At 65.0% G+C, this 26,500-nt stretch carries 22 protein-coding genes and 2 tRNA genes; 18 read left to right on the forward strand and 6 right to left on the reverse strand.

What is annotated here, in order from left to right; genetic code table 11:
- The first annotated feature begins 10 nt into the window (after positions 1–10).
- Positions 11–1,471 (forward strand): Si-specific NAD(P)(+) transhydrogenase, encoded by a 1,461-nt coding sequence (gene sthA, locus A5785_RS05125; RefSeq protein ID WP_064864779.1) that lies wholly within the window; start codon positions 11–13, stop codon positions 1,469–1,471.
- A 78-nt stretch (positions 1,472–1,549) separates the two neighbouring features.
- On the opposite strand, the gene A5785_RS05130 is transcribed toward sthA, so the two are convergent.
- From A5785_RS05130 to A5785_RS05140, 3 genes are all read right to left on the reverse strand, one after another.
- Positions 1,550–2,257, reverse strand: a complete 708-nt coding sequence (locus A5785_RS05130) for a L,D-transpeptidase (RefSeq protein WP_064864782.1) — start codon at positions 2,255–2,257, stop codon at positions 1,550–1,552.
- A 247-nt stretch (positions 2,258–2,504) separates the two neighbouring features.
- Positions 2,505–2,702, reverse strand: coding sequence for a hypothetical protein (locus A5785_RS05135; protein ID WP_049697046.1), 198 nt, complete (start codon positions 2,700–2,702; stop codon positions 2,505–2,507).
- Positions 2,703–2,846: 144 nt separating this feature from the next.
- Positions 2,847–2,917, reverse strand: a tRNA-Gly gene (locus A5785_RS05140).
- Positions 2,918–3,202: 285 nt separating this feature from the next.
- On the opposite strand from A5785_RS05140, the gene A5785_RS05145 reads away from it, so the two are divergent.
- From A5785_RS05145 to proB, 17 genes are all read left to right on the forward strand, one after another.
- Positions 3,203–3,276 (forward strand) — tRNA-Pro (locus A5785_RS05145).
- 42 nt (positions 3,277–3,318) lie between these two features.
- Complete coding sequence (gene tig, locus A5785_RS05150; RefSeq protein WP_064863243.1) at positions 3,319–4,716, forward strand: trigger factor; 1,398 nt, start codon at positions 3,319–3,321, stop codon at positions 4,714–4,716.
- Between the two features lie 269 nt (positions 4,717–4,985).
- A complete protein-coding gene (locus A5785_RS05155; protein WP_064863254.1) occupies positions 4,986–5,591 on the forward strand; it encodes an ATP-dependent Clp protease proteolytic subunit in 606 nt (201 codons plus the stop codon).
- Between the two features lie 60 nt (positions 5,592–5,651).
- Complete coding sequence (locus A5785_RS05160) at positions 5,652–6,341, forward strand: ATP-dependent Clp protease proteolytic subunit (protein ID WP_005207743.1); 690 nt, start codon at positions 5,652–5,654, stop codon at positions 6,339–6,341.
- 343 nt (positions 6,342–6,684) lie between these two features.
- Positions 6,685–7,965 (forward strand): ATP-dependent Clp protease ATP-binding subunit ClpX, encoded by a 1,281-nt coding sequence (gene clpX, locus A5785_RS05170; RefSeq protein ID WP_064863244.1) that lies wholly within the window; start codon positions 6,685–6,687, stop codon positions 7,963–7,965.
- A 127-nt stretch (positions 7,966–8,092) separates the two neighbouring features.
- On the forward strand, positions 8,093–8,728 hold the full coding sequence (mobA, locus tag A5785_RS05175; RefSeq protein WP_064864789.1) for a molybdenum cofactor guanylyltransferase: 636 nt from the start codon (positions 8,093–8,095) through the stop codon (positions 8,726–8,728).
- A gap of 78 nt (positions 8,729–8,806) precedes the next feature.
- The gene (locus A5785_RS05180; protein WP_064864792.1) at positions 8,807–11,455 is read left to right on the forward strand and encodes a valine--tRNA ligase; all 2,649 of its coding nucleotides are present in this window, start codon (positions 8,807–8,809) and stop codon (positions 11,453–11,455) included.
- A 167-nt stretch (positions 11,456–11,622) separates the two neighbouring features.
- Positions 11,623–13,068, forward strand: a complete 1,446-nt coding sequence (gene folC / locus A5785_RS05185; RefSeq protein WP_197500801.1) for a bifunctional tetrahydrofolate synthase/dihydrofolate synthase — start codon at positions 11,623–11,625, stop codon at positions 13,066–13,068.
- On the forward strand, positions 13,065–13,496 hold the full coding sequence (locus A5785_RS05190; RefSeq protein WP_005205062.1) for a DUF4233 domain-containing protein: 432 nt from the start codon (positions 13,065–13,067) through the stop codon (positions 13,494–13,496). Before folC ends, A5785_RS05190 begins: the two co-directional genes overlap by 4 nt.
- 102 nt (positions 13,497–13,598) lie before the next feature.
- Entirely contained in the window at positions 13,599–14,492 is an 894-nt protein-coding gene (locus tag A5785_RS05195; RefSeq protein WP_005205060.1) for an undecaprenyl-diphosphate phosphatase, read from the forward strand.
- Positions 14,493–14,862: 370 nt separating this feature from the next.
- Positions 14,863–15,375 (forward strand): hypothetical protein, encoded by a 513-nt coding sequence (locus A5785_RS05200; protein WP_064864795.1) that lies wholly within the window; start codon positions 14,863–14,865, stop codon positions 15,373–15,375.
- A 113-nt stretch (positions 15,376–15,488) separates the two neighbouring features.
- Positions 15,489–15,905 (forward strand): nucleoside-diphosphate kinase, encoded by a 417-nt coding sequence (gene ndk, locus A5785_RS05205; RefSeq protein ID WP_039855220.1) that lies wholly within the window; start codon positions 15,489–15,491, stop codon positions 15,903–15,905.
- A gap of 452 nt (positions 15,906–16,357) precedes the next feature.
- The gene (locus A5785_RS05210; protein WP_039855195.1) at positions 16,358–19,780 is read left to right on the forward strand and encodes a translation initiation factor IF-2 N-terminal domain-containing protein; all 3,423 of its coding nucleotides are present in this window, start codon (positions 16,358–16,360) and stop codon (positions 19,778–19,780) included.
- A 279-nt stretch (positions 19,781–20,059) separates the two neighbouring features.
- Positions 20,060–20,371 (forward strand): 50S ribosomal protein L21, encoded by a 312-nt coding sequence (rplU, locus tag A5785_RS05215; RefSeq protein ID WP_005176586.1) that lies wholly within the window; start codon positions 20,060–20,062, stop codon positions 20,369–20,371.
- A gap of 63 nt (positions 20,372–20,434) precedes the next feature.
- Positions 20,435–20,698, forward strand: coding sequence for a 50S ribosomal protein L27 (gene rpmA, locus A5785_RS05220; RefSeq protein WP_005205054.1), 264 nt, complete (start codon positions 20,435–20,437; stop codon positions 20,696–20,698).
- A 171-nt stretch (positions 20,699–20,869) separates the two neighbouring features.
- The gene (gene obgE, locus A5785_RS05225; protein WP_005205052.1) at positions 20,870–22,327 is read left to right on the forward strand and encodes a GTPase ObgE; all 1,458 of its coding nucleotides are present in this window, start codon (positions 20,870–20,872) and stop codon (positions 22,325–22,327) included.
- Positions 22,320–23,435, forward strand: coding sequence for a glutamate 5-kinase (proB, locus tag A5785_RS05230; RefSeq protein ID WP_005205051.1), 1,116 nt, complete (start codon positions 22,320–22,322; stop codon positions 23,433–23,435). The genes obgE and proB overlap by 8 nt, the downstream gene beginning before the upstream one ends.
- Positions 23,436–23,532: 97 nt before the next feature.
- Here the strand turns inward: proB and A5785_RS05235 are convergent, their stop codons facing one another.
- The 3 genes from A5785_RS05235 to ectB all read right to left on the reverse strand — a co-directional run bounded on the left by A5785_RS05235 (position 23,533) and on the right by ectB (position 26,253).
- Positions 23,533–24,420 (reverse strand): Sir2 family NAD-dependent protein deacetylase, encoded by an 888-nt coding sequence (locus A5785_RS05235; protein WP_005205049.1) that lies wholly within the window; start codon positions 24,418–24,420, stop codon positions 23,533–23,535.
- A 139-nt stretch (positions 24,421–24,559) separates the two neighbouring features.
- Positions 24,560–24,985, reverse strand: a complete 426-nt coding sequence (locus A5785_RS05240) for an ectoine synthase (protein ID WP_005205047.1) — start codon at positions 24,983–24,985, stop codon at positions 24,560–24,562.
- Positions 24,982–26,253 carry a diaminobutyrate--2-oxoglutarate transaminase gene (gene ectB / locus A5785_RS05245; RefSeq protein ID WP_005205046.1) on the reverse strand — a complete coding sequence of 424 codons (1,272 nt, stop codon included), beginning with the start codon at positions 26,251–26,253 and terminating at the stop codon, positions 24,982–24,984. Before ectB ends, A5785_RS05240 begins: the two co-directional genes overlap by 4 nt.
- Positions 26,254–26,500: the final 247 nt, after the last annotated feature.

Raw genomic sequence — 26,500 nt, forward strand, 5'->3', positions numbered from 1 at the left:
GACGGACCCCGTGGATCATTTCGACATCGTTGTCATCGGTTCTGGACCGGCCGGGCAGAAAGCGGCCATCGCCGCGGCGAAGCTCGGTAAGCGGGCAGCAATTGTGGAGCGGCGCAACATGGTTGGCGGCGTCTGCATCAACACCGGCACGATTCCATCAAAGACGCTTCGCGAGGCGGTCCTGTATTTGACCGGCCTCAACCAACGCGAAATGTACGGCGAATCGTATCGATTGAAATCGGATATAACGGTCACGGATCTTTCGGCGCGCACCATGCACGTTGTTGGGAAAGAAATCGATGTCATTCAGAGCCAGCTCGCTCGCAATGGTGTGACCATGCTGCTCGGCAGTGCGTACTTCACGAGTCCTCACGAAATAGCGGTCGAGGACGCCACCGGCGATCTCAAACACGTGAGCGCCGACAAGTTCGTCATCGCCGTCGGTACGCGGCCCGCGCGCCCTCCCTCGGTGGACTTCGACGGCACCACCGTGGTCGACTCCGACCAGATCCTGGCACTCGATCGGGTTCCGCGATCGATGGTCGTCGTCGGAGCGGGTGTCATCGGCATCGAGTACGCGTCGATGTTCGCGGCCCTGGGCACCAAGGTCACCGTGATCGAGCAACGGCCCACCATGCTCGACTTCTGCGACCGTGAGATCGTCGAAGCGCTGCAGTACCAACTGCGCGAGCGAGGCGTGACCTTCCGGTTCGGGGAGCAGGTACAGATCGTCGAGACGCATCCATCCGGAACGCTGACGATCCTGGCGTCGGGCAAGAAGATCCCCGCGGACACCGTGCTCTACTCCGCAGGCCGTCAGGGTGTTTCCGACGAATTGAGGGTGGAGGCAGCGGGCCTGACCGCGGATAAACGCGGCAGGCTCACCGTCGACTCCGACTTTCGGACCGCGGTCGACCACATCTACGCGGTTGGCGACATCATCGGGTTCCCCGCGTTGGCTGCGACGTCGATGGAGCAGGGCAGACGCGCGACGTATCACGCGTTCGACGAGCCGGTCGGTGCTACGGACGACAACCTGCAGCCGATCGGGATCTACGCCATCCCGGAGATCAGCTTTGTCGGTCAGACCGAAGACCAGCTGACGGCAGCGAATGTGCCGTTCGAAGTGGGCGTCGCGCGGTATCGCGAACTCGCACGAGGGGCCATCATGGGCGACTCCTACGGACTGCTCAAGTTGCTCGTGCACGCCGAGGAGCGAACGCTTCTCGGCGTGCACGCATTCGGTAGCAATGCCGCCGAACTCGTCCATATCGGCCAGACGGTGATGGGTCTCGGCGGCAAGATCGACTACCTCGTCGATGCCGTCTTCAATTACCCGACCCTGGCCGAGGGCTACAAGGTTGCCGCGCTCGATGCGTCGAACAAGATGCGCGCGATTGCGCAGGTGCGGGCCGAGGGTAATCGGATGGACCTCGACGTCGGGACTGTCGACGCGGGAACCCTCGTCTGAGGTCTAGGCAACACGAAAGAGGCTCCCGGTCGTCGACCGGGAGCCTCTTTCGTGTCTTGAATGATTCAGATAGGCAGATCAGTTGCCGTCGTACTGGCCGCCGACGGTTCCGCGGACCACGATCGGGGTGCCCTGCGGGATGGTGTCGTAGACCCACTTGCCGTTCTCGGTGCTGATGTTGATGCAACCGTGGCTGACGTTGCTGTTGCCCTGCTGTGCAACCGACCAGGGTGCGGCGTGGATGAAGATGCCGTCGCCCGACATGCGGGTCGCCCAGTTGACGTCGGTGCGGTAGCCCTCGGGTGAGTCGACCGGAACGCCGTAGGTCGAGGAGTCCATCACGATGTGCTGGTACTTCTCACGGGTGTGGTAGACGCCGTTCGGGGTCGGATGCGCGTTGGATCCCATGGAGATCGGCATCTTCTTGACGAACTTGCCGTCCTTCCACCAGTAGATGGTGTGGTCACCATCGGTTGCCAGCGCGATCCAACCGGTCGAGGTCTTCACGTTGGGGATCGCGGGGAAGTTAGGAGTCTCCTGCGTGGTCGTAGGAGGAGGCGTGGTGGTCTTGGGAGCCGGCGCAGGAGTCGACGGCTTGGGCGGAGTCGGCAGTCCCGGAATGTTGTCGGGGATCTCGACAGGCGGAAGGCCCGGCACGACGGTGACTGGCGTGGCCTGGGCGAGGCCCGGTGCGGCCAGTGCAACGGCGATGACGCCGATGACCGCTGCAAGGAGTCCACGGACGACGCTCTTCCGGCGACGATGGGACGACGTTGTGTTCAACACGGGAGTTCGCAAACCTTCGCTCTCGGGACAGTACGGGCGCACCCCCCCGAGGCGCCGCGACCATCGTTACACAACCGTTGTCTTTCCTTCAAAGGCAAACGCATGCGACGCCCCATTGAGGTGTCTGATCGGTGCTTCGCGAACGTAAAAGGGGAGGTCGGTGGATAGGCCGCCGCACTATGTGACACCCATCACATTTTTCCGAATCGTCAACCCGAAGGTCTCGAAAAGGCTGCGGCGCCGCGCATTACGCCGGCTGGCTCTGGGTGTCCGGGTGCTCGGTCTTGAGATGCAGCGCGGGCTCTGAGCACCCCTCGTTGCGGCAGACGAGCATGGCGTCGACACGTGGCGTGCCACTCTCGGACGTCGTCACGTCGCGGCGGAAGAACAGTGGTGCGCCGCAGGTAGAGCACTTGCGCGGGGTCTTGGAGTAACTGGAGGACATGCTGCAAGGTTACACCCGAATGTGGCGTGGATCACACTCGTCATCGTGGTGGTGTGTCGCAGGTGCTACTCGAAGAAGGTGACGAAAGTCGAGGCCGATGCCCAAAAGAAAGAGGCCAGAGGGAAAACCCTCTGACCTCGTCTGAGCGGGTGACGGGAATCGAACCCGCGTAGCTAGTTTGGAAGACTAGGGCTCTACCATTGAGCTACACCCGCGTGCTGTCGCTGAGCGGCAGCGCATGTGACTGTACCCAATGAGTGGTTCGGAATCGAAATCGCCTGGACGACCAGGTGTCACGTAGGGGTTCCCGGGGGCCGAGTCGCTCCGAATGCACATGTCAGTATTCACAAGTGCGCGGCCCAGCACACATACGTCGTCGAGGACCGGATTCGGTTACTCAACAGGGGCCACGTACTATCTTCTGTTGGCCCTGCTCGTCAGGGAACCGATGGCTCTCAACACGGGTCATCGGGGCCCGCGGTGAGGTGTATCGAGGCCACCGGGATGTGGCGCAGCTTGGTAGCGCATCCGCTTTGGGAGCGGAGGGTCGCAGGTTCGAATCCTGTCATCCCGACAGATCAGGACGTACGCACGTACACATAAGGAGCATTGAGGCGTGAAGAGCACCGTCGAGCAACTCAGCCCGACCCGAGTGAAGCTCAATGTCGAAGTACCGTTCGAGGAACTCTCGGGCGACTTCGACCGGGCATACCGCTCGCTGGCACAGCAGATCCGCATCCCGGGCTTCCGTCCGGGCAAGGCGCCGGCGAAGTTGATCGAGGCTCGGGTCGGTCGCGACTCGATCCTCGCGCAGGTCGTCAACGACGCGCTTCCGGGCAAGTACTCGGAAGCGGTCGCCGAGACCGAGACCAAGGCGATCGGCCAGCCCGAGATCGACCTGTCCGAGCTGAAGTACGGCGAGAGCATCAGCTTCACCGCTGAGGTCGACGTCCGGCCGGAGATCGAGCTTCCCGACTACTCGACGCTTGCGGTCGAGGTCGACGCCGTCGCCGACGACGATGACGCGGTCAACGAGCAGCTCGAGGGGCTGCGCGGCCGATTCGGAACGCTCAAGGGCGTCGAGCGCGCCGTCGAGAACGGTGACCACGTCTCGATCGACCTGTCGGCGACCGTCGACGGAGAGAACGTCGAGGACGCGTCGACCGAAGGGCTGTCGCACGAGGTCGGCTCGGGTCAGTTGATCGACGGACTCGACGAGGCTCTCGTCGGTCTGAAGGCCGGCGAGTCGACGACCTTCACCACGAAGCTCGTTGCCGGCGAGCATGCCGGAGCCGACGCCGAGGTCACCGTCACGGTGAACTCGGTCAAGGAGCGCGAGCTGCCTGAACTCGACGACGAGTTCGCCCAGATGGCCTCCGAGTTCGACACCGTCGACGAGCTGCGCGAGTCGATCGTCGAGCGCGTCGAGCAGTCGAAGCGATTCGATCAGGCCAATGCTGTTCGTGACGCCGTGCTCGACAAGCTCCTCGACACCGTCGAGATCCCGCTGCCGGAGAACGTCGTGCAGGCCGAGGTCGACGGGCAGCTCGAGCAGGTGCTGCACAGCATCGGCCACGACGACGCGGTCTTCGAGCAGTTGCTCGAGGCGCAGGGCACCACGCGTGAGGAGTTCGAGAACAACGCTCGTGAGTCGGCCGAGAAGTCGGTCCGCACGCAGCTGCTTCTCGACGCCATCGCCGAGCAGCAGGAGACCGAGGTCAGCCAGGACGAGCTGACCCAGCAGATCCTGTTCCAGGCGCAGCGTTACGGGATGGCTCCGCAGGAGTTCATCCAGCAGCTCACCCAGGCCAATCAGGTCGGCGCGGTGTACGCCGACGTTCGCCGCGGCAAGGCGCTCGCAGGCATCGTCGACGAGGTCACCGTGACCGACTCCGAAGGCAACACCGTCGACACCGCGGAGTTCTTCGGCGGTGGCGCCGACGACGCCGATGCCGATGCGGACGATTCGGCCGCTGACGAGTCGGGCACGGACAAGAAAGACTCCGACGCCTGACTTTTCGACGCAGGACGTGACAGCCGGATACTGGGCCATGCCCGGGTCCGGCTGTTCTGCTCTCAGCGAATAGGGGCGTCATGGGCGGTGTCGGGCCCCTTCGATTGACTACTGTCGGTGAGGACGATCCCGAGTAAGCGAGATCGACAGGGCATGCCATCGACAGGTCGCGCCCGGTCATCATCAACTCGAGATCAACAAGCACACGGGCCCCGGGTCAGCCGGGGCGCGGACGAGACAGACCACAAACGACAGACAAGGTGGGAACCGTGAGCAAGCCGACCATTTACACACCCTCGATGAGTTCAGGGGTCGCCGGGCTGAACCTGAGCGACTCGGTGTTCGAGCGGCTGCTGCGAGAGCGAATCATCTTCCTGGGCACCCAGGTCGACGACGACATCGCCAACCGGTTGTGCGCGCAGATCCTGCTGCTCGCCGCCGAGGACCCCACGCGAGACATCCACATGTACATCAACTCGCCCGGCGGCTCGGTGACCGCGGGTATGGCGATCTTCGACACGATGGAACTCGCCGAGTGCGACATCGCCACCTATGCGATGGGCCTCGCGGCGTCGATGGGTCAGTTCCTGCTCACCGCAGGCGCCAAGGGCAAGCGCTACGCACTGCCGCACGCACGCATCATGATGCACCAGCCGTCCGCGGGTATCGGTGGTACGGCTGCCGATATCGCGATTCAGGCAGAGCAGTTCGCGACGACCAAGAAGCAGATGAACGAGTTGAACGCCGAGCACACCGGTCAGACGGTGGAGCAGATCGAGGCTGACGCCGATCGCGACAAGTGGTTCACCGCAGAGGCGGCCAAGGACTACGGCCTCGTCGACCACGTGATCTCGCGCGCCAGCCAGGCGTCGTAGATCTCAAGCGATCAACCACAGTCGAGTTCACCCGTCACCTCACACTTCACGGAGCAGACCATGACCAACATGTACGACTCGCTGCCGGCCGACGTCGCCGCAGGGATTCCCGCTTCGGCCCTCGCGCTGAAGAACATCGAAATGCGTTACATCCTCCCGCAGTTCATCGAGCACACCCCCAACGGTCAGCGTCAGTACGACCCATACGCGAAGCTGTTCGAAGAGCGCATCGTGTTCGTCGGAACGCCGATCGACCAGACGGTCGCCAACGACGTCATGGCGCAGTTGCTGGTTCTCGAATCGCAGGACCCCGACCGCGACATCACCATGTACATCAACTCGCCGGGCGGCAGCGTGCCCGACATGCTCGCGATCTACGACACGATGCAGTACGTCCACTGCGACATCGTGACCGTCTGCCTCGGAGAGGCGGCGTCGGCTGCGGCGATCCTGCTCGCGGGCGGTAGCCCCGGAAAGCGTGCGGCGTTGCCGAACGCGACCATTCTGATCCACCAGCCGCGTACGGGTGGAGCGTTCCAGGGTCAGGTGTCGGATCTCGAGATCCAGGCCGCCGAGATCGAGCGCATCCGCAACCGCCTCGACGAGATCCTCGCGGGTCACACCGGCCAGTCCAAGGAGAAGATCCGCAAGGACACCGACCGTGACAACATCCTCACCGCCGACCAGGCGAAGGAATACGGGATCGTGGACGAGGTGTTCGAGTACCGCAAGAAGTCGATGAAGAAGTAGCGACACACCCCTCGGGGTTCCCCGATGACGGTGCGGCACAGGGTGCATGCTTGAGTGCCGCACCGCGGGGGCGGGAGGTTGTCGGGGGTCGGTCGGATTTCGATCGCGACATTTGCTCTTATCGGTCGAAGTTATGTCGACACGCGGGTACCGTCGTGATATCGGACGATCCTGCCAGGCGATGGTCCGCATCCGACTGCCCCGGTACGAGGTCTGCGACGATGGTACGAGCTCAGCGCGACACGATCCAGACGACGACGATCAGACCGACACGATTCAGACCGACACGATCCACACGACGACACGGCAGCACGGCAAGCAAGGGAAGTAGGTACGGCGCGAGATGGCACGAATCGGAGACGGTGGCGATCTGCTGAAGTGCTCGTTCTGTGGAAAGAGCCAGAAGCAGGTCAAGAAGCTCATTGCTGGACCCGGCGTGTACATCTGCGACGAGTGCATCGACCTGTGCAACGAGATCATCGAGGAAGAACTCGCCGAGAACGGCGACGTGAAGCTCGACGAGCTGCCCAAGCCGGCAGAGATCCGCGACTTCCTCGAGAACTACGTCATCGGTCAGGACACGGCCAAGCGCACGCTCGCGGTGGCTGTGTACAACCACTACAAGCGTATTCAGGCAGGGGAGAAGAAGGACTCGCGCACCGGCGAGGTCGTCGAACTCGCCAAGTCGAATATCTTGATGCTCGGCCCAACCGGCTGCGGCAAGACCTACCTGGCGCAGACGCTCGCCAAGATGCTCAACGTGCCGTTCGCCATCGCCGACGCCACTGCGCTCACCGAGGCCGGTTATGTCGGTGAGGACGTCGAGAACATTCTCCTCAAGCTGATCCAGGCTGCCGACTACGACGTCAAGCGCGCCGAGACCGGCATCATCTACATCGACGAGGTCGACAAGATCGCCCGCAAGAGCGAGAACCCGTCGATCACCCGAGACGTCTCCGGCGAAGGTGTGCAGCAGGCGCTCCTCAAGATCCTCGAGGGCACGCAGGCCTCGGTGCCGCCGCAGGGTGGCCGCAAGCATCCTCACCAGGAGTTCATCCAGATCGACACGACCAACGTGTTGTTCATCGTCGCGGGAGCATTCGCGGGACTCGAGAAGATCATCTCCGAGCGAATCGGCAAGCGCGGCATCGGTTTCGGCAATGAAGTGGCGAGTCGGGCCGAGGTCGACACGAGCGATCATTTCGCCGACGTCATGCCAGAGGATCTCATCAAGTTCGGTTTGATCCCCGAGTTCATCGGACGTCTGCCGATGATCGCGTCGGTGACCAACCTCGACAAGGAATCACTTGTCTCGATCCTGTCGGAACCGAAGAACGCATTGGTGAAGCAGTACACCAAGCTGTTCGACATGGACGACGTCGAGCTGGAGTTCACGCAGGATGCGTTGGAGGCAGTCGCCGACCAGGCTATCCATCGCGGCACGGGTGCACGTGGGCTCCGCGCCATCATGGAGGAAGTGCTACTTCCGGTCATGTACGACATCCCGAGCCGCGACGACGTCGAGAAGGTCGTCGTGACCGCCGAGACGGTGAACGACAACGTGCTGCCGACGATCGTGCCGCGGTCCGACACGTCTGCCGAGCGTCGCGACAAGAGCGCCTGACACCGCAGCAACTCTCTGACACGCGGGCCCCGTCTGGACACAGACGGGGCCCGCGTTTCGTCGTCTTGCAGCCCCGCGTTTCGTCGTCTTGAAGACGGTGGGACCGGGGGTGGTACAGACTGGTCAGATGACACTCACCGAAGATCAGATCGCCGGAATCGTATTGGCGGGTGGCCGTTCACGCCGCATGGGCAGCGATAAGGCGGCACTCGATTGGAACGGCGAACCCATGCTCGCGGGTGTCGTACGCGTGATCTCGCAACGGTGCGAACCGGTGTTCGTCGTGGCCCCGGAGGACTCGGCGGCCTATCGGTTGCTGCACGGTACCGGCGGCCCGGAAGCGGTGTGGGTGACCGACGAACAGCCCGGCGCCGGTCCGTTGGCGGGCCTCGCCGTCGGACTGGCTGCCGCTCGCGAAGCCGGCCGTTCGCACGCATTCGTGTCGGCGACCGACATGCCGCTCATCGAGCCGGGCCTCATCGACGAACTGAGCCAGGCGGTGACCGACTCCGCGGGTGCTGTCGTCGCCCACGACGCCGAACGCGACCATCCCATGGCCGCTATCTACCGCACCGACGCTGCCGACGCCATCGGCCAACTCGTCGCAACGGGGGAGCGTCGAATGACAGCGGCTCTCGACGCCCTGGCGACCTATCGGGTCACCGTCTCGGACCCCCTGTGGCTGACCAATGTGAACTCTCCGGAAGATGTCCACCGAGTGCGGGTTTCAGCCGACGCCGCGCGCGCCGAAGCGATCGGCTGAGGCGCGCCTGCGAGGCCGCATGAGTAGACAGTCGGAGACGGTGTGAAGAGCGACGACGGCGTTCCCTAAGATTGAAGGGTGACCGACTCGACGCCTGCACTGCCGAAATCCTGGGACCCCGCCGACCACGAGTCGAAGCTCTACCAGGGCTGGGTTGATGCCGGGTATTTCACGCCGGATGCTTCCAGTGACAAGCCCGCGTACTCCATCGTCATCCCGCCGCCCAACGTCAACGGGTCGCTGCACATGGGGCACGCCTACGAGCACGTCCTGATGGACGCCTTGACCCGCCGCGCACGCATGCAGGGCTTCGAGACGCTGTGGCTGCCCGGCATGGACCACGCCGCCATTGCGATGCAGACCATGGTCGAGCGCAAACTCGCTGCCGAGGGACTCACCCGCGACGATCTCGGTCGCGATGCCTTCATCGAGCGGGTCTGGCAGGAGAAGGCCGAGATCAGCGGCAACATCGGTGAGCAGATGCGCCGACTCGGCGACGGCGTCGACTGGACCCGTGAACGCTTCACCATGGACGAGGGCCTGTCCCGGGCAGTCCAGACCGTGTTCAAGAAGATGTACGACGACGGGCTGATCTATCAGGCCGAGCGTCTCGTCAACTGGTCGCCGGTGCTCAAGACCGCGGTCAGCGACATCGAGGTCAGCTACGCCGACGTCGAGGGCGAGCTCGTCAGCTTCCGCTACGGGTCGCTCGACGACTCCGAGCCTCACATCGTCGTTGCGACGACTCGAATGGAGACGATGCTCGGCGACACGGCGATCGCTGTGCATCCCGACGACGAACGGTATGCCGCCCTCGTAGGAACCGAACTCGAGCATCCGTTCCTCGACCGCAAGATCCCGGTCATCGCCGACGACTATGTCGACCCCGAATTCGGTACGGGCGCAGTCAAGATCACTCCCGCGCACGACCCGAACGACTTCGCGGTCGGTGCCCGACATGATCTGCCGATGCCGACGATCATGGACGAAGAAGCTCGCATCGCTGATACAGGAACGCAATTCGACGGTATGGACCGCTTCGAGGCGCGCGTCAAGATCCGTGAGGCGCTCGCCGCGCAGGGCCGCATCGTGAAGGAGGTCCGGCCGTACCTGCACAGCGTCGGTCATTCCGAGCGGACCGGCGAGCCGATCGAGCCACGGCTGTCGATGCAGTGGTGGGTTGCGGTCGAGTCGCTGGCGAAGGCCGCGGGCGATGCCGTGCGTGACGGATCGACGGTCATCCATCCGAAGTCGATGGAGCCGCGCTGGTTTGCCTGGGTCGACGACATGCACGACTGGTGCATCTCGCGCCAGCTCTGGTGGGGTCACCGCATCCCGATCTGGTACGGCCCCGACGGTGAGGTCGTCTGCGTCGGACCGGACGAGCAGGCGCCCGAGGGCTATGTGCAGGAAACCGACGTGCTCGACACGTGGTTCTCGTCGGGATTGTGGCCGTTCTCGACGCTCGGCTGGCCGGACGACACCCCTGATTTCGAGAAGTTCTATCCCAACTCGGTGCTCGTCACCGGCTACGACATCCTGTTCTTCTGGGTCGCCCGAATGATGATGTTCGGTACCTACGTCGGCAAGGATTTCGACGCCGACAAGAAGGTGCCGTTCCACAACCTGTTCCTGCACGGACTCGTGCGCGACGAGCACGGCCGCAAGATGTCGAAGTCACGCGGCAACGGCATCGATCCCCTCGACTGGGTCGACCGTTTCGGCGCCGACGCGCTGCGGTTCACGCTTGCCCGTAGCGCGAATCCCGGATCGGACATCTCTGTCGGCGAGGACCACGCACAGTCGTCGCGCAACTTCGCGACCAAGCTGTACAACGCCACCAAGTTCGCCCTGATGAACGGTGCGCAGGTGCCTGCGGACGGCGAGCTACCCGACGCCGCCGACCTGACCGTCGCCGACCGCTGGATTCTCGGGCGCCTCGACGAGGTACTCGCCGAGGTCGACGCCGGATTCGACTCGTACGAGTTCTCCAAGGCATGCGAGGCGCTGTATCACTTCGCGTGGGACGAGGTCTGCGACTGGTACCTCGAGCTCGCGAAAGTGCAGTTCGCACAGGATGATCCGCAGCGCTCGCGGTCGACGGCCCTGGTGCTCGGCGCTGTCCTCGACCCGCTGCTGCGCGCGTTGTCGCCGGTCATGCCATTCGTCACCGAGGTGTTGTGGAAGACGTTGACCGGTGGAGAGTCCGTGGTGATCGCGTCGTGGCCGACGCGGTCGGGGCGTCCGGCCGACGCCGCTGCGGCAACCGAAGTCGACGACCTCCAGCGACTGATCACCGAGGTTCGACGCTTCCGCAGCGACCAGGGACTCCGGCCGGGGCAACGGGTCGCGGCCGAGATCGACGGCCTCGATGCCGCGGGACTGTCCGACGTGCGGCCCTACCTCGACTCACTCGCCCGTCTCGACGGTGCAGGCGACGACTTCTCTGCGACCGCCACGGTCGACGTCCGGCTGTCGTCGGCGACGGTCACCGTCCGGATCGACACCTCCGGCACGGTCGACATCGAGGCCGAACGCAAACGTGCGGCCAAAGACCTCGCCGCCGCCGAAAAAGAACTCGCACAGACGACGGCCAAGCTCGGAAACGAGCAGTTTCTCGCGAAGGCTCCCGACAACGTCGTCGCCAAGATTCGGGAACGGCAGCAGGTCGCGACCGAAGAAGTCGAGCGGCTCGGGGCGAAACTGGCATCGCTGGGCGGGTCATGAGTTCGCGCGACGGCCGGTCGGGCCGGGGGGACGACGACTACTCCCCAGACACGGACTCCCCAGACAGCCACTCCTCAGACAGGGACTACCTGGAAGATGATGGAGAACCGATCTTCACCTCGGCAGACTTCGCCGGCTACGAGGACGGCGACGTCGAGCCCGATCCGATGAATCTCGGTTCGCTCCTCGGCGACGACCTCGATGACACCCCGATCATCGTCGTCGACAGTCCGTCGGATCTCGCCGAGCTCGCCGAGTTGGAGAACGAACTCGACACGCGGTGGCCGGAAACGCGGATCGAGCCGTCGCTCACCCGTATCGCGGCGTTGATGGATCTGCTGGGGTCACCTCAGCACGCCTATCCCGCGATCCACATCGCGGGCACAAACGGCAAGACGTCGGTCACTCGGATGGTCGACGCGCTGATGGTCGCGCTGCATCGACGCTCCGGTCGGTACACCAGTCCGCACCTGCAGCGGGTCACCGAGCGGATCGCCGTCGACGGCCGTCCGATCTCGGCGCGCGACTTCATTGACACCTACCGCGATATCGAGCCGTACGTCACGATGGTCGACGATTCGTCGACAGCGGCCGACGGTCCGCGTATGAGCAAGTTCGAGGTGCTCACAGCCATCGCGTTCGCGTACTTTGCCGAGGCGCCGGTCGACGTCGCCGTTGTCGAAACAGGGATGGGCGGGCGCTGGGACGCGACGAACGTCGTCGACGCGACGGTCGCTGTCATCACCCCGATCGCGATGGATCACGCCGACTACCTGGGCGATTCGCTTGCGGCGATCGCGGGGGAGAAGGCAGGCATCATCAAGCCCGCCAAGGATGATCTGGTCGTCACTGATCCGGTGACCGTGATCGCGCCGCAGCAGCCGGAGGTGATGGACGTGCTGTTGCGCGAGGCCGTCGCCCAAGACACCGTCGTCGCACGGCAGAACTCCGAGTTCGCGGTCCTCGAATCCGTCACGGCCGTCGGTGGGCAACTCCTGCGTCTGCAGGGCCTCGGCGGTGTCTACGACGAGGTCTTCCTGCCGCTCCACGGCGAGCATCAGGCATCGAACGCGTCGATCGCGCTCGCCGCCGTCGAAGCATTCTTCGGTGCGGGACCGGGCCGTCAACTCGACATCGACGCCGTGCGCGCGGGTTTCGCGGCAGTCAGCAGTCCCGGCCGGCTCGAACGTGTCCGCAGCGCGCCGACCGTCTTCGTCGACGCCGCGCACAATCCGCACGGAGGCCACGCACTCGCGCACGCACTCACCGAGGAGTTCGACTTCCGACGTCTCGTCGGCGTCATCGGGATGCTCGGCGACAAGGATGCCGCGGGGTTCCTCACCGAACTCGAGCCGGTACTCGACGCGGTGGTCGTCACCAACAACGGCTCGCCGCGGGCCGTCGACGCCGAGACACTCGCCGAGACCGCGCGTGAGGTCTTCGGCGAGGAGCGGGTGCACGTCGAACCCTTCCTGCCCGACGCCGTCGAAGCAGCGATCGGACTCGCCGAGGAGTCCGACGGCGAACCGGTGTCGGGCGCCGGAGTGGTCATCACCGGGTCGGTGGTGACGGCAGGCGCCGGACGAACGCTGTTCGGGAAGGAGCCCGCATGAGCGAATCGGGCAGCAACACACCGGAATCCGCGGCCACGCCCAAGTTCACCGCACCGACGAACGACCCGTGGAAGGGCCTGCGTGGCGTGATGGCGGGCACCATGGTGCTCGAGGTCATCGTCATGATCCTGACGTTCCCGATCGTTGCGCGGGTGGGCAACGGCCTGACCTGGGTGTCGGGGACGTATCTCGGTGTGGTGACGCTGTTGATGGTGCTCGCAGTCGGAATGCAGAAGCGACCACAAGCGCTCAACATCAACCTGGCACTGCAGGTTCTCGTGATCATCGGCGGTGTCTTCCATTGGTCGATCGCGGTGATCGGCGTGATCTTCGGTTGCGTCTGGCTCTATATCCGCTACATCAAGGGCGACGTGCAGCGTCGAATCGACCGCGGTCTGCTCTACGGCCAGGAGCCGATCGAGAACTGAAGCGCCCCGCCGCAATTGTCCGATTAGCGCGCGGCACAACGGATTTCGCTACTGTGGCGTCCCGGGAGACAAGAACTTGTCGACACTGAGGGAGCGCTTTTCGTGACTGACCTGACCTACCCGCAAGCGGCGATTCTCGGGCTTCTGCAGGGCGTCACCGAACTGTTTCCGGTGTCGAGCCTCGGGCATTCGATCCTCGTCCCCGCCTGGCTCGGTGGAGACTGGGCGAAACTGGTCACGGAGTCGAAGAGTTCGGGACACACGCCATTTCTCGCCTTCGTCGTCGCGCTGCACGTCGCAACCGCACTGGCCCTGATCCTGTTCTACTGGCGCGATTGGGTGCGCATCGTCGCTGGATTCATCCGATCGATCCGCCACCGAAGCGTCGACGACGACAGTGATGCCCGCCTCGCCTGGTTGCTCATCGCGGGCACGATTCCGGTCGGTGTCGTGGGATTGATCGCAGAGAAGCCGCTGCGCGTGTTGTTCGCGACCCCGCTGGCGGCGGCGATCCTGCTGTTCCTCAACGGTCTCGTGCTTCTCACCACCGAGCTTTTGCGCAGGCGTCGCAATCGAATCGGGCGGCACGCCGTGGCCCGGCAGGCGCCTGCCCGGTCGGTCACCTCGCTGTCGATGAAGGAAGGCACGGCGATCGGGTCGGCTCAGATACTCGCGCTGTTCCCGGGGATCTCGCGCTCGGGCTCGACGATTTCGGCCGGCCTCCTGCGGGGCCTCGATCATGAGGACGCGGCGCACTTCGCATTCCTGCTCGCCACGCCCGTCATCCTCGCCGCCGGGGTGCTCAAGATCCCCGAACTCTTCGGACCCGACGGTCAGGGCATCGGGGGACAGGTACTCGTCGGATCGGTATGTGCGTTCGTCGCCGCCTTCGCGGCCGTCGCGTTTCTTGCGAAGTACTTCCACACGCGGACGCTGTATCCGTTCGTGGTCTACTGCCTCGTGGCGGGCGCGATCAGCATCGTGCACTTCGCCTGAGCAGCGTCGACCCGGTGCTGGTACCGATACAGCCAGAAATGTGATGTATGCATCTTTGCATTCTGCGTGTGCTCTGTGACAATGACGAGGCGCAAGCGCCGGGGACAATGACGAGGCGCAAGCGCCGGGGACAATGACGAGGCGCAAGCGCCGGGGACAATGACGAGGCGCAAGCGCCGGGGACAATGACGAGGCGCAAGCGCCGGGGACAATGACGAGGCGCAAGCGCCGGGGACAATGACGAGGCGCAAGCGCCGGGGGCAGTCGACGTTCCCTGAAACAACCATGGTTATCCAACGACGCCTCCTAGCCGCTGGCGACGAGGAGTCCCGCACGACGTCGGACACGTCATCACACCGAGAGGAGTCGCGTGACCTTTAGCGCACCGACCACCCGTATCAACCACACCGCAGCGAAGACCTCGCGAAACTTGCGTCTCGCCGCGGCGACAGCAGCCTCGATGGCGCTGGTACCCCTGGGTGTGATCAGCGCGCCGGAGGCAGTGGCCGCTCCCGAAAAGACGACGCCCCAGTCCGTCGCTCCCCAATCGGGGACACCACAGTCGGTGGCGCCCTCCGACCTTGCGCTCCCGACGCCGGGACCGCCGATGCCTGTTCCCGGTGAGGCGTTCGGCTACATCGCGACGCATGACCTCACCAAGCGCATGGACTCGATGAACCTGCCGCAGGCCGTCGCAGCACTGCCGGTGCCGGATTCCTATCGGCCAGCGAACCTTGCCTTCGCAGGCCAGTTCGACAGGGCGGTGACCGCAGCACTCGCCTCGCCGGGAGGATGCGTCCAGGTGATCATCAACTCGCACACCAGCGCGGGCAATCTCTTCGACTACGGCTTCTTCCCGATCGAGCCCAAATACTGCCCCTGACCGACAAGTACTGTCCCTGGGCGACAAGTAGTGCCCCATCGGAATTGAATATGGTGGGATTCGAATTACGAGGTCGGAGTGGAGTGTGGGCGTCGGGTCGCTACAGTGTGCTCGTGACTGAACGGACTCTGGTACTCATCAAGCCCGACGGCGTTTCGCGTTCGCTCGTCGGCGACATCCTCGCCCGCATCGAGCGCAAAGGCCTGACCTTCGCGGCACTCGAGCTCAAAAACGTCAGCGACGACCTCGCGGCCAAGCACTACGCGGAGCATGAGGGCAAGCCCTTCTACCCGTCGTTGGTCGAGTTCATCACGTCGGGTCCGCTGGTCGCCGCCGTGCTGGAGGGGCCGCGAGCTGTTGCCGCATTCCGCCAGATCGCGGGCGGAACCGACCCCGTGGAGAAGGCCGTGCCAGGTACGATTCGCGGCGACTACGCGCTGAGCACTCAGTACAACCTGGTCCACGGATCGGACTCGCCGGAATCGGCCGAGCGTGAGATCGCGCTCTGGTTTCCCGCGCTGACCGACTGAGAAAGACCCCGCGTATTCCAGCGCGCGTCGGCGGTTGTCAAGCCGCTGACGCGCGCTTTATCGCATAGTTTGCGGGATACGTCGCACCGTGTGGGATACTTGCTTGGTTATCGCGAACACACTCTGCTCGTGATGACGACGATGGCGTTCGGCGTCGGACACCGCAGTGGAGATTGTTGCCAGTGGCAGCGATCCGCACAGCACACGTTCGGCAGATCGCTTTCCCCATCGACGTCGGGAACAGACCCGACGGGGCGGTTCAGACCGCCACGCGTGGCGTGGAAGGCATGACGGACCTCATCACCCAGCAAGAGCGCAACCTGCGGACTCCGGACAACGGAACACCAGGAGCGCGGAGACCATATAACACCGGTCCGCACAGGACCGGGACACACGAGAGACCCCCGCGTGGCCGCCGACATTGTCGCGCCCGGGGGTTCAAGGAGACATCAGTGACCGACAACGGGTCGCCGATCGACGCGAACGCTGCGTCAGGCTCGGCGGAGGATTTTCCCAGCAAGCTTCGGGTGCACGCGCTGGCGCGCACGCTCGGCCTCACGAGTAGGCAGGTGCTCGCGCACCTCGCGGAACTGGGCTGGCCCAGCCGAAGTGCTCAATCGAGCGTCGAGCGCAGCATGGCTCAGGCCGTCGCCGACCGTGTACGCAACGACGTCGAGGTCGACGACACCGCCGTACCCGTCGACGAGGCGGCGCCCGCCACCGAGGAGCAGGCCAAGGCAACTCAACCGACAGAGCCTGCCGAAGTGTCTGACCAGGGTGAACCTGCGGGCGTGACCGAGGCCGTCGACGCTGCACCAGCACCCGATGCACCAGCATCCGACGCACCCGAAGCTGAGGTGCCAGGAGCCGAGTTGCCAGGAGTGGCGGCGTCGCAGCCGTCCGCCCCCGCAGAGGTCGCCGACGTCGAGCAGAGCGCAGAGTCGCATGCGTCGCACACGCATTCGCTCTTCTCCGCGATCGAGACCGAGAAGCCGCACGTCGCGTCACCTGCCGAAGAGATCGCGGCCAGCCCGCTCTTCCTTCCCCCGCAGCCGGCCGCCGCGTCTGACGCGCCCAGCGGTCGTCACCGCAAGAGCGGCGAGGACGCCACGGCCGACTCTTCGTCGGATGACTCGCAGCGTCGCGCCAACAGCGGTCGACCCACGTCCGAGCCTTCGACGTCTGGTCGTTCGACGCCGAACGCGGCCGACGAGAGTGCCGAGGACTCCGCAGACCCGACCGATAACGAAGGCGCCGACAACGAAGGCGCCGACAACGACAGCTCCGGCGATGAAGGCGGCCGCAATCGTCGACGTCGCCGCGGTCGTCGTGGTCGCGGTCGTGGTCGCGGTGACCAGAACGAGCGTGATCAGAACGACGACACCGACTCCGCGGCGTCTGACGATTCCGACCAGTCGGTTTCCGGTCAGTCCGATTCGGACCAGTCCGACTCCGATCAGTCCAACGCCGATCAATCCAATTCCGATCAGTCGGGCAGCGATCGACCCGCTGGCAAGAAGCGGAAGAAGTCCGGCAAGGGCAAGCCAGCAGAGGGTAAAAACGCTGAAGGCGAGAATCAGGCTGATGGGCGCGGACAGGGTCCGGGCTCGTCCGACGATTCCAACTCCTCGGACGATTCTGCCGACAAGTCCAATGGTCAGGACGCAGACAATAACGCCGACGACTCCGACGATGCCGATTCCGGAGACGGAACGTCGAGCAAGCGCCGCAGGCGCCGTCGTCGCCGTAAGGGTGGAGCCGAATCCGACGACGCGTCGTCGCCCGACGATCCGCCGAACACTGTCGTCCACGAGCGGGAGCCGCGCAGCAAGCGCGCCCGCGACGAGGTGCAGGGGATTTCGGGGTCGACGCGGCTCGAGGCCAAGCGCCAGCGACGTCGCGACGGTCGAGACGCCGGGCGTCGTCGACCACCGATCCTGAGCGAGTCGGAGTTCCTCGCGCGCCGCGAGGCCGTCGACCGCGTGATGGTGGTGCGTGAGCGCAGTGCCAATGTTCGGCTCTCGCAGTCCGACGAGCACGATCACGTCACTCCCGTCGAGGACTACACGCAGGTCGCCGTGCTCGAAGACGGTGTGCTCGTCGAGCACTTCGTCACCACGGAGACGTCGTCGTCGATGGTCGGCAACATCTACATCGGGCGCGTGCAGAACGTGCTGCCCGGCATGGAGGCCGCGTTCGTCGACATCGGTCGCGGTCGCAACGGCGTGCTCTATGCAGGCGAGGTCAATTGGGACGCTGCAGGACTCGACGGTGGGTCACGCAAGATCGAACAGGCCCTTAAGCCCGGCGATCCGGTGCTCGTGCAGGTCAGCAAGGACCCGGTCGGGCACAAGGGCGCTCGACTGACCACGCAGATCTCGCTGGCCGGTCGCTACCTGGTCTACGTGCCGGGTGGAACGTCGACCGGTATCAGCCGCAAGCTTCCCGACGTCGAGCGCAAGCGGCTCAAGCAGATCCTCGCCAAGCTGGTCCCCGACGATGCGGGTGTCATCATCCGTACCGCGTCGGAGGGTGTGAGCGCCGACGACCTCGCTGCCGACATCGAGCGACTCGAGAAGCAGTGGAAGTCGATCGATGAGGCGTTCGGCAAGGCCAACAAGGGATCGGTGTCGCCGCGCGCGCTCTACGAGGAGCCCGACCTGCTGGTCCGCGTGGTCCGCGACCTGTTCAACGAGGACTTCAAGAAGCTCGTCGTCGAAGGCGATAAGGCGTGGAACCTCGTCGAGGGTTACGTGAGCTCGGTTGCGCCCGACCTCATGGATCGGGTGGAGCGCTTCGAGCGTCCGCGCGCCGACGCACCGGACTCCTTCGTCGTGCACCGCATCGACGAGCAACTCGCCAAGGCACTCGACCGCAAGGTGTGGCTGCCGTCGGGCGGCACGCTGATCATCGAGCACACCGAGGCGATGACCGTCGTCGACGTCAATACGGGCAAGTTCACCGGCTCCGGGGGCAACCTCGAAGAGACGGTGACCCGCAACAACCTCGAGGCGGCCGAAGAGATCGTGCGGCAGATGCGTCTGCGCGATATCGGCGGCATGATCATCGTCGACTTCATCGACATGGTGCTCGAATCCAACCGCGACCTGGTGCTGCGTCGACTCACGGAGGCGTTGTCGCGCGATCGCACGCGCCATCAGGTGTCCGAGGTGACATCGCTCGGCCTCGTGCAGATGACACGTAAGCGCCTCGGTACCGGCCTGCTCGAAGCTTTCTCGACGACCTGCACGACGTGCGGCGGCCGCGGGATCATCGTGCATTCGAGTCCTGTCGAGGTGACGTCCGACGACGGCGCAAAGTCGGAGAACACCGGCTCGAAGCGCTCGCGACGCAACAAGAAGAAGGCGGAACCGGCCGAGCAGAAGCCCGCTCACAACCCGGCGGAGCACCCGATGTTCCGCGCGATGGCGGCCCACACGCACGACGAGGACGGCGAGGTCATCGACGTCGAGGCAGTCGTTGTCGATGACGAGTCGTCGTCGAATGGCTCGGCAGACGCACAGTCGACGGGTCAGGACGCACAGTCGGCGGGTCAGGACGCCCAGTCGACCGGACAGGACGCACAGACGACCGGACAGGACGCACAGTCGACCGGAGAGAGTGCACAGCCGGCAGGACAGGACGCACAGTCGACCAACGGGGCAGAGGCGCCGAAGCGTCGACGCCGTGCGGTCCGTCGGGCGGCGTCGCCGACCGGAGCGGCCGAGCCGGTGGTTCTCGCAGACGATGCGCCCACGCGTGCCCCGTTGACCACGTTCGGCCCGGTCTCGTCGTCGCCGACCACCGTTGCGGTGCGACGCCGACCACGTAGGCGCACGGCCGGACGTCCCGCTGGACCACCTGTGGAGGACTGACCACCACGTCGGCAGGCCCGGCATGATATGGCGAGTTTGACCCAGCGGCGACCGGTCCCGTAATCTTGATTGGTCGCCTTCCGCGGAGGGTTCGAGCTGTGCCGATCATGCGATGAGCACTGCTGACGAGACCCGCGGACAGGCCCTCTGGTGTGATCCGTGAGCATCCCGGGCAGCAATGCCCGATGCCGTGCGGACCGCACCGGGACGCACACACCCACAACGCTCGTGCGCGACGTACGCGCAGCGAGCCCGATGATGAGTAAGAGGACAGCTTCGATGGCAACGTACGCGATCGTCAAGACCGGCGGTAAGCAGTACAAGGTCGCTGAGGGCGACATTGTGAAGGTCGAGAAGATCGACAGCGAGCCCGGCAGCAGCGTGAGCCTGCCCGTGGCGCTTGTCGTCGATGGCTCGACCCTGACCACCGATGCGGACAAGCTCGCCAAGATCTCGGTCACCGGCGAGGTGGTCGAGCACGTCAAGGGCCCCAAGATCCGTATCCACAAGTTCAAGAACAAGACCGGCTACCACAAGCGCCAGGGTCACCGTCAGAAGCTGACGGTCCTCAAGGTCACCGGTATCAAGTAATTTCCGGGGCCCAGCCCCTGATCCCCAACTGCAACACACTCAGGTAGCCAGGAGGACGAGAAAATGGCACACAAGAAGGGCGCGTCCAGTTCGCGCAACGGTCGCGATTCCAACGCGCAGCGCCTCGGCGTGAAGCGCTTCGGTGGCCAGCAGGTCAGCGCAGGCGAGATTCTGATCCGCCAGCGCGGCACCAAGTTCCACCCGGGCGTCAACGTCGGTCGCGGTGGCGACGACACCCTGTTCGCTCTCGAGTCGGGCGCGGTGCAGTTCGGCACCAAGCGTGGCCGCAAGACCGTGAACATCGTTCCGGAGACCGCACAGGCCTGACCTAGCGGTTTTCGAGCACAGCTCTCAACGACAGGGCGGGCCAGGGGCATATGCACCCGGCCCGCCCTGTTGTATTTCTACAACGAGGTTGTATTTCCACAACGAGAAGATCAGGTTCGATGGTCCGACAGCGCGATCCGCGCTCACGGCCTACGAACGAGAAAGGACGTCATGTCGCGGTTCGTCGACCGGGTGACGATTCACGTCGCTGCGGGCAATGGTGGCCACGGCTGTTCGTCGGTGCATCGGGAGAAGTTCAAGCCGCTCGGCGGACCCGACGGTGGTAACGGTGGCAACGGTGGGTCCGTGACGCTCGTCGTCGACCCTCAGGTGCACACACTGCTCGATTTTCACTTCCGGCCGCATGCCAAGGCGGGTAACGGGACGCCCGGCATGGGCGATCACCGCAGCGGCGCCAATGGCGACGATCTGGTCCTCCACGTGCCGGACGGCACCGTCGTGCTCGACGAGAACGGAACGATCCTTGCCGACCTGGTCGGGGAGGGTACGACGTTCGACGCCGCCTCGGGCGGACGTGGCGGACTCGGCAACGCGGCGCTGGCGTCCAAGGCGCGCAAGGCGCCGGGCTTCGCGCTCCTCGGTGAGGAGGGGCAGCACCGCGATCTCGTTCTCGAACTGAAGTCCGTCGCCGACGTCGGACTCGTTGGCTTCCCGTCGGCGGGCAAGTCGTCGCTGGTGTCGGTGCTCTCTGCGGCCAAGCCGAAGATCGCCGACTATCCGTTCACCACACTGCAGCCCAACCTCGGCGTCGTGCAGACCGCCGGTGGTGTGTTCACCATCGCCGACGTGCCGGGCCTCATTCCGGGCGCATCGAGTGGCCGAGGACTCGGGCTGGAATTCCTGCGGCACCTGGAGCGGTGTGCGGTTCTCGCCCACGTCGTCGACCTCGCCACGCTGGAACCGGGTCGTGATCCGATCTCCGATATCGACGCGCTCGAAGCCGAACTCGCCGCGTACGAACCCGCTCTGCACACCGATCACGGTCTCGGCGACCTCGCCGAGCGCCCGCGCGTGGTGATCCTGAACAAGACGGACGTGCCCGAGGCCAACGAACTGGCCGATCTCGTCGAACCCGAACTCGCAGAACGTGGTTGGCCCGTATACCGGATCTCCGCCGTCGCACATCAGGGGCTCAAGGAACTGACAGACGCGCTCGCCAGAATGGTAGACGAGTACCGCGAGGCACATCCGAAGCCCGTCGCTCGTCGTCCAGTGATCCGTCCGAAGGCCATCGACGACAGTGGTTTCACGGTCGTTGCCGATCCCGCCACGCCTGGCGGCTTCATCGTGCGCGGTACGCGGCCTGAGCGCTGGATCGCGCAAACGCAGTTCGACAACGACGAGGCCGTCGGCTATCTCGCCGACCGTCTCAACCGTCTCGGCGTCGAGGACGAGTTGGTCCGCCTCGGTGCGGAGCCGGGCGCGCCGGTGACCATCGGCGACGTCAGCTTCGACTGGGAGCCGACGACCCCGATGGGCGACGATGTGCCGATCACCGGGCGCGGCACCGACATTCGGCTTGATCGGTCGGAGCGTGTGGGTGCCGCCGAGCGTAAGGAAGCGCGACGTCTGCGTCGTGGACTGCAGGACGAGACCGACGGTGAGTGACGTTCGCGAATCGATCGCTGCAGCTCGCAGCATCGTCGTAAAGATCGGGTCGTCGGCGATCACCGACCTCGACAGCGGACTCGACCGTGACCGGCTCGATCGGCTCACCGATGCACTCGAAGCGCGCATGCGAGCGGGCTCGGACGTCATCGTGGTGTCGTCGGGTGCCATCGGCGCGGGTATCGCGCCGCTCGGCCTGAAGAAGCGACCGACAGATCTTGCCACCAAACAGGCTGCCGCGAGCGTCGGGCAGTTGGCTCTCGCGCACGCCTGGGGCACGTCCTTTCACCGGTACGGGCGCACGGTCGGGCAGGTACTGCTGACCGCGGACGACATCTCCAACCGCGCGCACCATGCCAATGCACAGCGCACGCTCAACCGACTCGTGGCATTGCACGCCGTCCCGGTGGTCAACGAGAACGACACGGTGGCCACCAACGAGATTCGCTTCGGTGACAACGACCGTCTCGCCGCGTTGGTCGCGCATCTCGCGGGCGCCGACGCTCTGATGCTGCTCTCCGACGTCGACGGCCTCTACGACGGTGATCCGCGCAAGGTGGGCCCCGACGGTCAGCGCGCACGTTTCATCGACGAGGTCAACGGGCCCGAAGATCTCGACGGCGTGATCGCGGGCTCGGGCGGCACGCTGGGCACCGGCGGCATGGCGTCGAAGCTCGCCGCAGCGCGACTGTCGGCCGACGCGGGCGTTCCGGTCCTGCTGGCCGCCGCCGCAGACGCCGATCGCGCGCTCGGCGACGGATCGGTCGGCACGGTGTTCGCAGCGAGGCCGGAACGCTTGTCCGCCAGGCGTTTCTGGGTCAGGCATGCCGCCGACGCGCGGGGACAGATCGTGCTCGACGACGGCGCCGTCGCGGCTGTCGCACGCAGGCGGCGCTCGCTGCTCGGTGCGGGGGTCGTCGGGGTGCGTGGGCGTTTCTACGACGGTGACGTCGTCGAGTTGGTCGACAACGACGGCACCGTGCGCGCGCGAGGCGTCAGTAGCTACGACTCCGACGACGTCGCCCGCATGGTCGGGCGGTCGACGTCGGAACTACCGAACGAGTTGCACCGCCCCGTGATTCACGCCGACGACCTGGTCGCCGTCTAGTCTGCTCCGCACAGAAAACCACGCGCCGTGGCGTGTCGATATGTACCGGTACAGGTTGGCGGTCTGAAAGCTGTAACGATCTGCGCCGCGGGACCGCTCAGGCGGCAGCGTGTGGGGTCAGCGCGGCGAGCACACTGCCGCAATAGTGGTCGATCTTGAGATCGGCGATGTCGTCGGCGCGCGTGATGCCCCGGTTGATCACTACGAGAGGTTTGCCGGTGCGGTGCGCGTGCCGGGCGAACCGCAAGCCTGACATGACGGTGAGCGACGAGCCGACGACGATCATCGCGTCGGCGTCGTCGACTGCCGAGAATGCCTGCTGCACGGTGGTCTTCGACGCATTCTCGCCGAAGTAGACGATGTCGGGTTTGAGGGTTCCGCCGCACATCGAGCAGTCGGCGACGACGAAGTCACTTGTGTCGTCGAGTGTCACGTCTGCGTCCGGCGCCACCTCGATCGCGCCGCGGCCGGCCACGCGTTCGGCGAATCCCGGATTGAGGGCTTCCAGGGTCTGCGCGAGGCCTCGTCGAGAGATGGTGTCGCCGCAGTCGAGGCACCGCACACGTCCATAGCAGCCGTGCAGTTCGATCACCCCGCGTGTAGCGGCCTTGGTGTGCAGCATGTCGACGTTCTGCGTGATGACCGTCGTCAGTGCGCCGCGACGCTGCAGTTGGGTGAGCGTGTGGTGCGACGCGTTGGGCCGCGCAGCGTCCATGTGGCGCCAGCCGAGGTGATTGCGTGCCCAGTAGTGGCGGCGGAAGTCGGGTGACGACAGGAACATCTCCAGCGTCATCGGCGTCCGAACCGGCGCGCCTGGGCTGCGGTAATCGGGGATGCCCGAGTCGGTGGAGATTCCTGCGCCGGTGAGCGCAACGACGCGTCGGCCGTCGAGGAGGTTGTGCATCTGCTCGATGCGGGCATCAAGATCGTCGTCGAGTGGGGTCGGTTCGGCCGGCGTCCAGCCGATCTGTAACCGCGTGCGCATACATCCAGGTTAGCGCCGCGTCGCAGCCCTCAGGCGCGGCCGAGGCTTCAGACGGCGCAGATGGGGTGGAACAGACGCCTGCGGGCCCCGGACTCCCGAGGGGAGTGCGGGGCCCGCAGGCGGATTAGTGCTCGCGCGGTCAGGCGTTCGCGTGCTTGCCGTTCGGTTGCTCCGGGACGGTGACGAGCGGGTAGATGCCGTTCTCGTCATGTACCTCGGTGCCGACGACCGGCGGGTTGAACACACAGAGCATGCGCATCTGCGTCTCAGCCGTCACCGTGTGGCGCTCGTGTCCGTTGAGCAGGTACATCGATCCAGCGGCCAGGGGATAGGTCTGCCCGGTCTCGCGATCGAGGAGAGTTCCCTCGCCCTCCACCAGCCACACCGCTTCGATGTGGTTGGCGTAGTGGAACTCGTTGACGCTGCCGGCCTTGATGGTGGTCTCGTGGAACGAGAATCCGACGCCGTCGCCGCCAAGGACGATGCGCTTGGAGACCCAGTTGCCCTTGGGGTCGGCGACCTCGCGCTCGGTGCCGGTGATTTCATTGGTGGTACGGACGATCATGCGATCACCTCCTCCACGGAATCGACGAGAATGCCGAGCCCGCGGTCAAGTTCTTCAGTGGAAATATTCAGTGGCGGAAGAAGTTTCACAACCTCATCCGACGGTCCCGACGTCTCGGCGAGCAGTCCGGACCCGAAGGCCCGCGCACATGCCTTGGCCGCGAGCGTCGGCTCGTCGAAGACGAGGCCGCGCACCATCCCGCGTCCTCGCGTCGACAAGCCTTCGTGGCGTTCCGACAGCGCCGAGAAGACTTCGTCGATCTGGCGTCCCTTGCGGTGAACGTCGCGGGTGAGCTGGTCGTCGGACCAGAACTCGTTGATGGCCTTGGTGGCCGTGATGAATGCGGGGTTGTTGCCGCGGAATGTGCCGTTGTGCTCGCCGGGTGCCCAGACGTCGAGGTCTCGACGAATCAACACGAGTGCCATCGGCAGTCCGTAACCGCTGATCGACTTCGACATGGTGACGATGTCGGGCTCGATGCCCGCCTCCTCGAAGGAGAAGAACTCGCCCGTGCGACCGCAGCCCATCTGGACGTCGTCGACGATCAGCAGGATGTCGCGACGCTTGCACAGGTCGGCAAGCCCACGCAGCCACTCGGCACGTGCGACGTTGACGCCGCCCTCGCCCTGCACCGTCTCGACGATGACCGCGGCCGGGGTGTTGAGGCCGCTGCCGGAGTCCTCGAGCACGCGCTCGAACCAGCTGAAGTCCTCGACGGTGCCGTCAAGGTAATTGTCGAAGGGCATCGGCGTGGCGTGCACGAGTGGGATGCCCGCGCCCGCGCGCTTCATGGAGTTGCCGGTCACCGAGAGCGATCCCAGCGTCATGCCGTGAAAAGCATTGGTGAAGCTCACGATCGACTCGCGGCCGGTCACCTTGCGAGCCAGCTTCAGCGCCGACTCGACGGCGTTGGTGCCTGTCGGTCCGGGAAACTGGACCTTGTAGTCGAGGTCACGGGGCGCCAGGATCTTGTCGTGGAACGTCTCCAGAAACTGCCCTTTGGCGACGGTCGCCATGTCGAGCCCGTGGGTGATGCCGTCCGCCGAGATGTACTCGAGGAGAGCCTCTTTCAGGACCGGATGGTTGTGCCCGTAATTCAGGGCGCCTGCGCCCGCGAAGAAGTCGAGATATTCGCGGCCCTCGGTGTCGGTGATCCACGAGCCACGCGCGCGACCGAACACGGTCGGCCAGTTGCGGCAGTAGCTGCGGACTTCGGACTCGTTCTGGGTGAAGACCGAGTCGTCGATGGTGGTGTCGAGAAGTTGCATCGTGCATCCTCCAATGTGGGAAATATCTGGGCCACAGTCCACTTCGGAGCGGAGCTCTCGAGAAGTGCTGTGGGGACGCGCATATACGCGTTTACTAAAGCGGCGCGCCACTGTTCGACGCGTGCGGATTGTGTTCGGGCGCAACGGCTCTCCGTCGCGGATCGTCTCGCCGAAGACTGTTCGTCAGTAAGACCGCGTTAGCCGCTACCAGCGAGAACGTACCGGTGGGAAACACGTCCGCCGGTGA

Origin of the sequence: Gordonia sp. 852002-50395_SCH5434458 (assembly GCF_001665905.1) — a bacterium.
GTDB lineage: Bacteria > Actinomycetota > Actinomycetes > Mycobacteriales > Mycobacteriaceae > Gordonia > Gordonia jacobaea.

Excerpts from the sequence above, each read along its gene's own strand:
- A5785_RS05135 (WP_049697046.1), bottom strand. The coding sequence starts at position 2,702 with ATGTCCTCCAGTTACTCCAAGACCCCGCGCAAGTGCTCTACCTGCGGC.
- A5785_RS05160 (WP_005207743.1), top strand. The coding sequence starts at position 5,652 with ATGACCAACATGTACGACTCGCTGCCGGCCGACGTCGCCGCAGGGATT.
- clpX (WP_064863244.1), top strand. The coding sequence starts at position 6,685 with ATGGCACGAATCGGAGACGGTGGCGATCTGCTGAAGTGCTCGTTCTGT.
- mobA (WP_064864789.1), top strand. The coding sequence starts at position 8,093 with ATGACACTCACCGAAGATCAGATCGCCGGAATCGTATTGGCGGGTGGC.
- folC (WP_197500801.1), top strand. The coding sequence starts at position 11,623 with ATGAATCTCGGTTCGCTCCTCGGCGACGACCTCGATGACACCCCGATC.
- A5785_RS05190 (WP_005205062.1), top strand. The coding sequence starts at position 13,065 with ATGAGCGAATCGGGCAGCAACACACCGGAATCCGCGGCCACGCCCAAG.
- rplU (WP_005176586.1), top strand. The coding sequence starts at position 20,060 with ATGGCAACGTACGCGATCGTCAAGACCGGCGGTAAGCAGTACAAGGTC.
- rpmA (WP_005205054.1), top strand. The coding sequence starts at position 20,435 with ATGGCACACAAGAAGGGCGCGTCCAGTTCGCGCAACGGTCGCGATTCC.
- obgE (WP_005205052.1), top strand. The coding sequence starts at position 20,870 with ATGTCGCGGTTCGTCGACCGGGTGACGATTCACGTCGCTGCGGGCAAT.
- A5785_RS05235 (WP_005205049.1), bottom strand. The coding sequence starts at position 24,420 with ATGCGCACGCGGTTACAGATCGGCTGGACGCCGGCCGAACCGACCCCA.
- A5785_RS05240 (WP_005205047.1), bottom strand. The coding sequence starts at position 24,985 with ATGATCGTCCGTACCACCAATGAAATCACCGGCACCGAGCGCGAGGTC.
- ectB (WP_005205046.1), bottom strand. The coding sequence starts at position 26,253 with ATGCAACTTCTCGACACCACCATCGACGACTCGGTCTTCACCCAGAAC.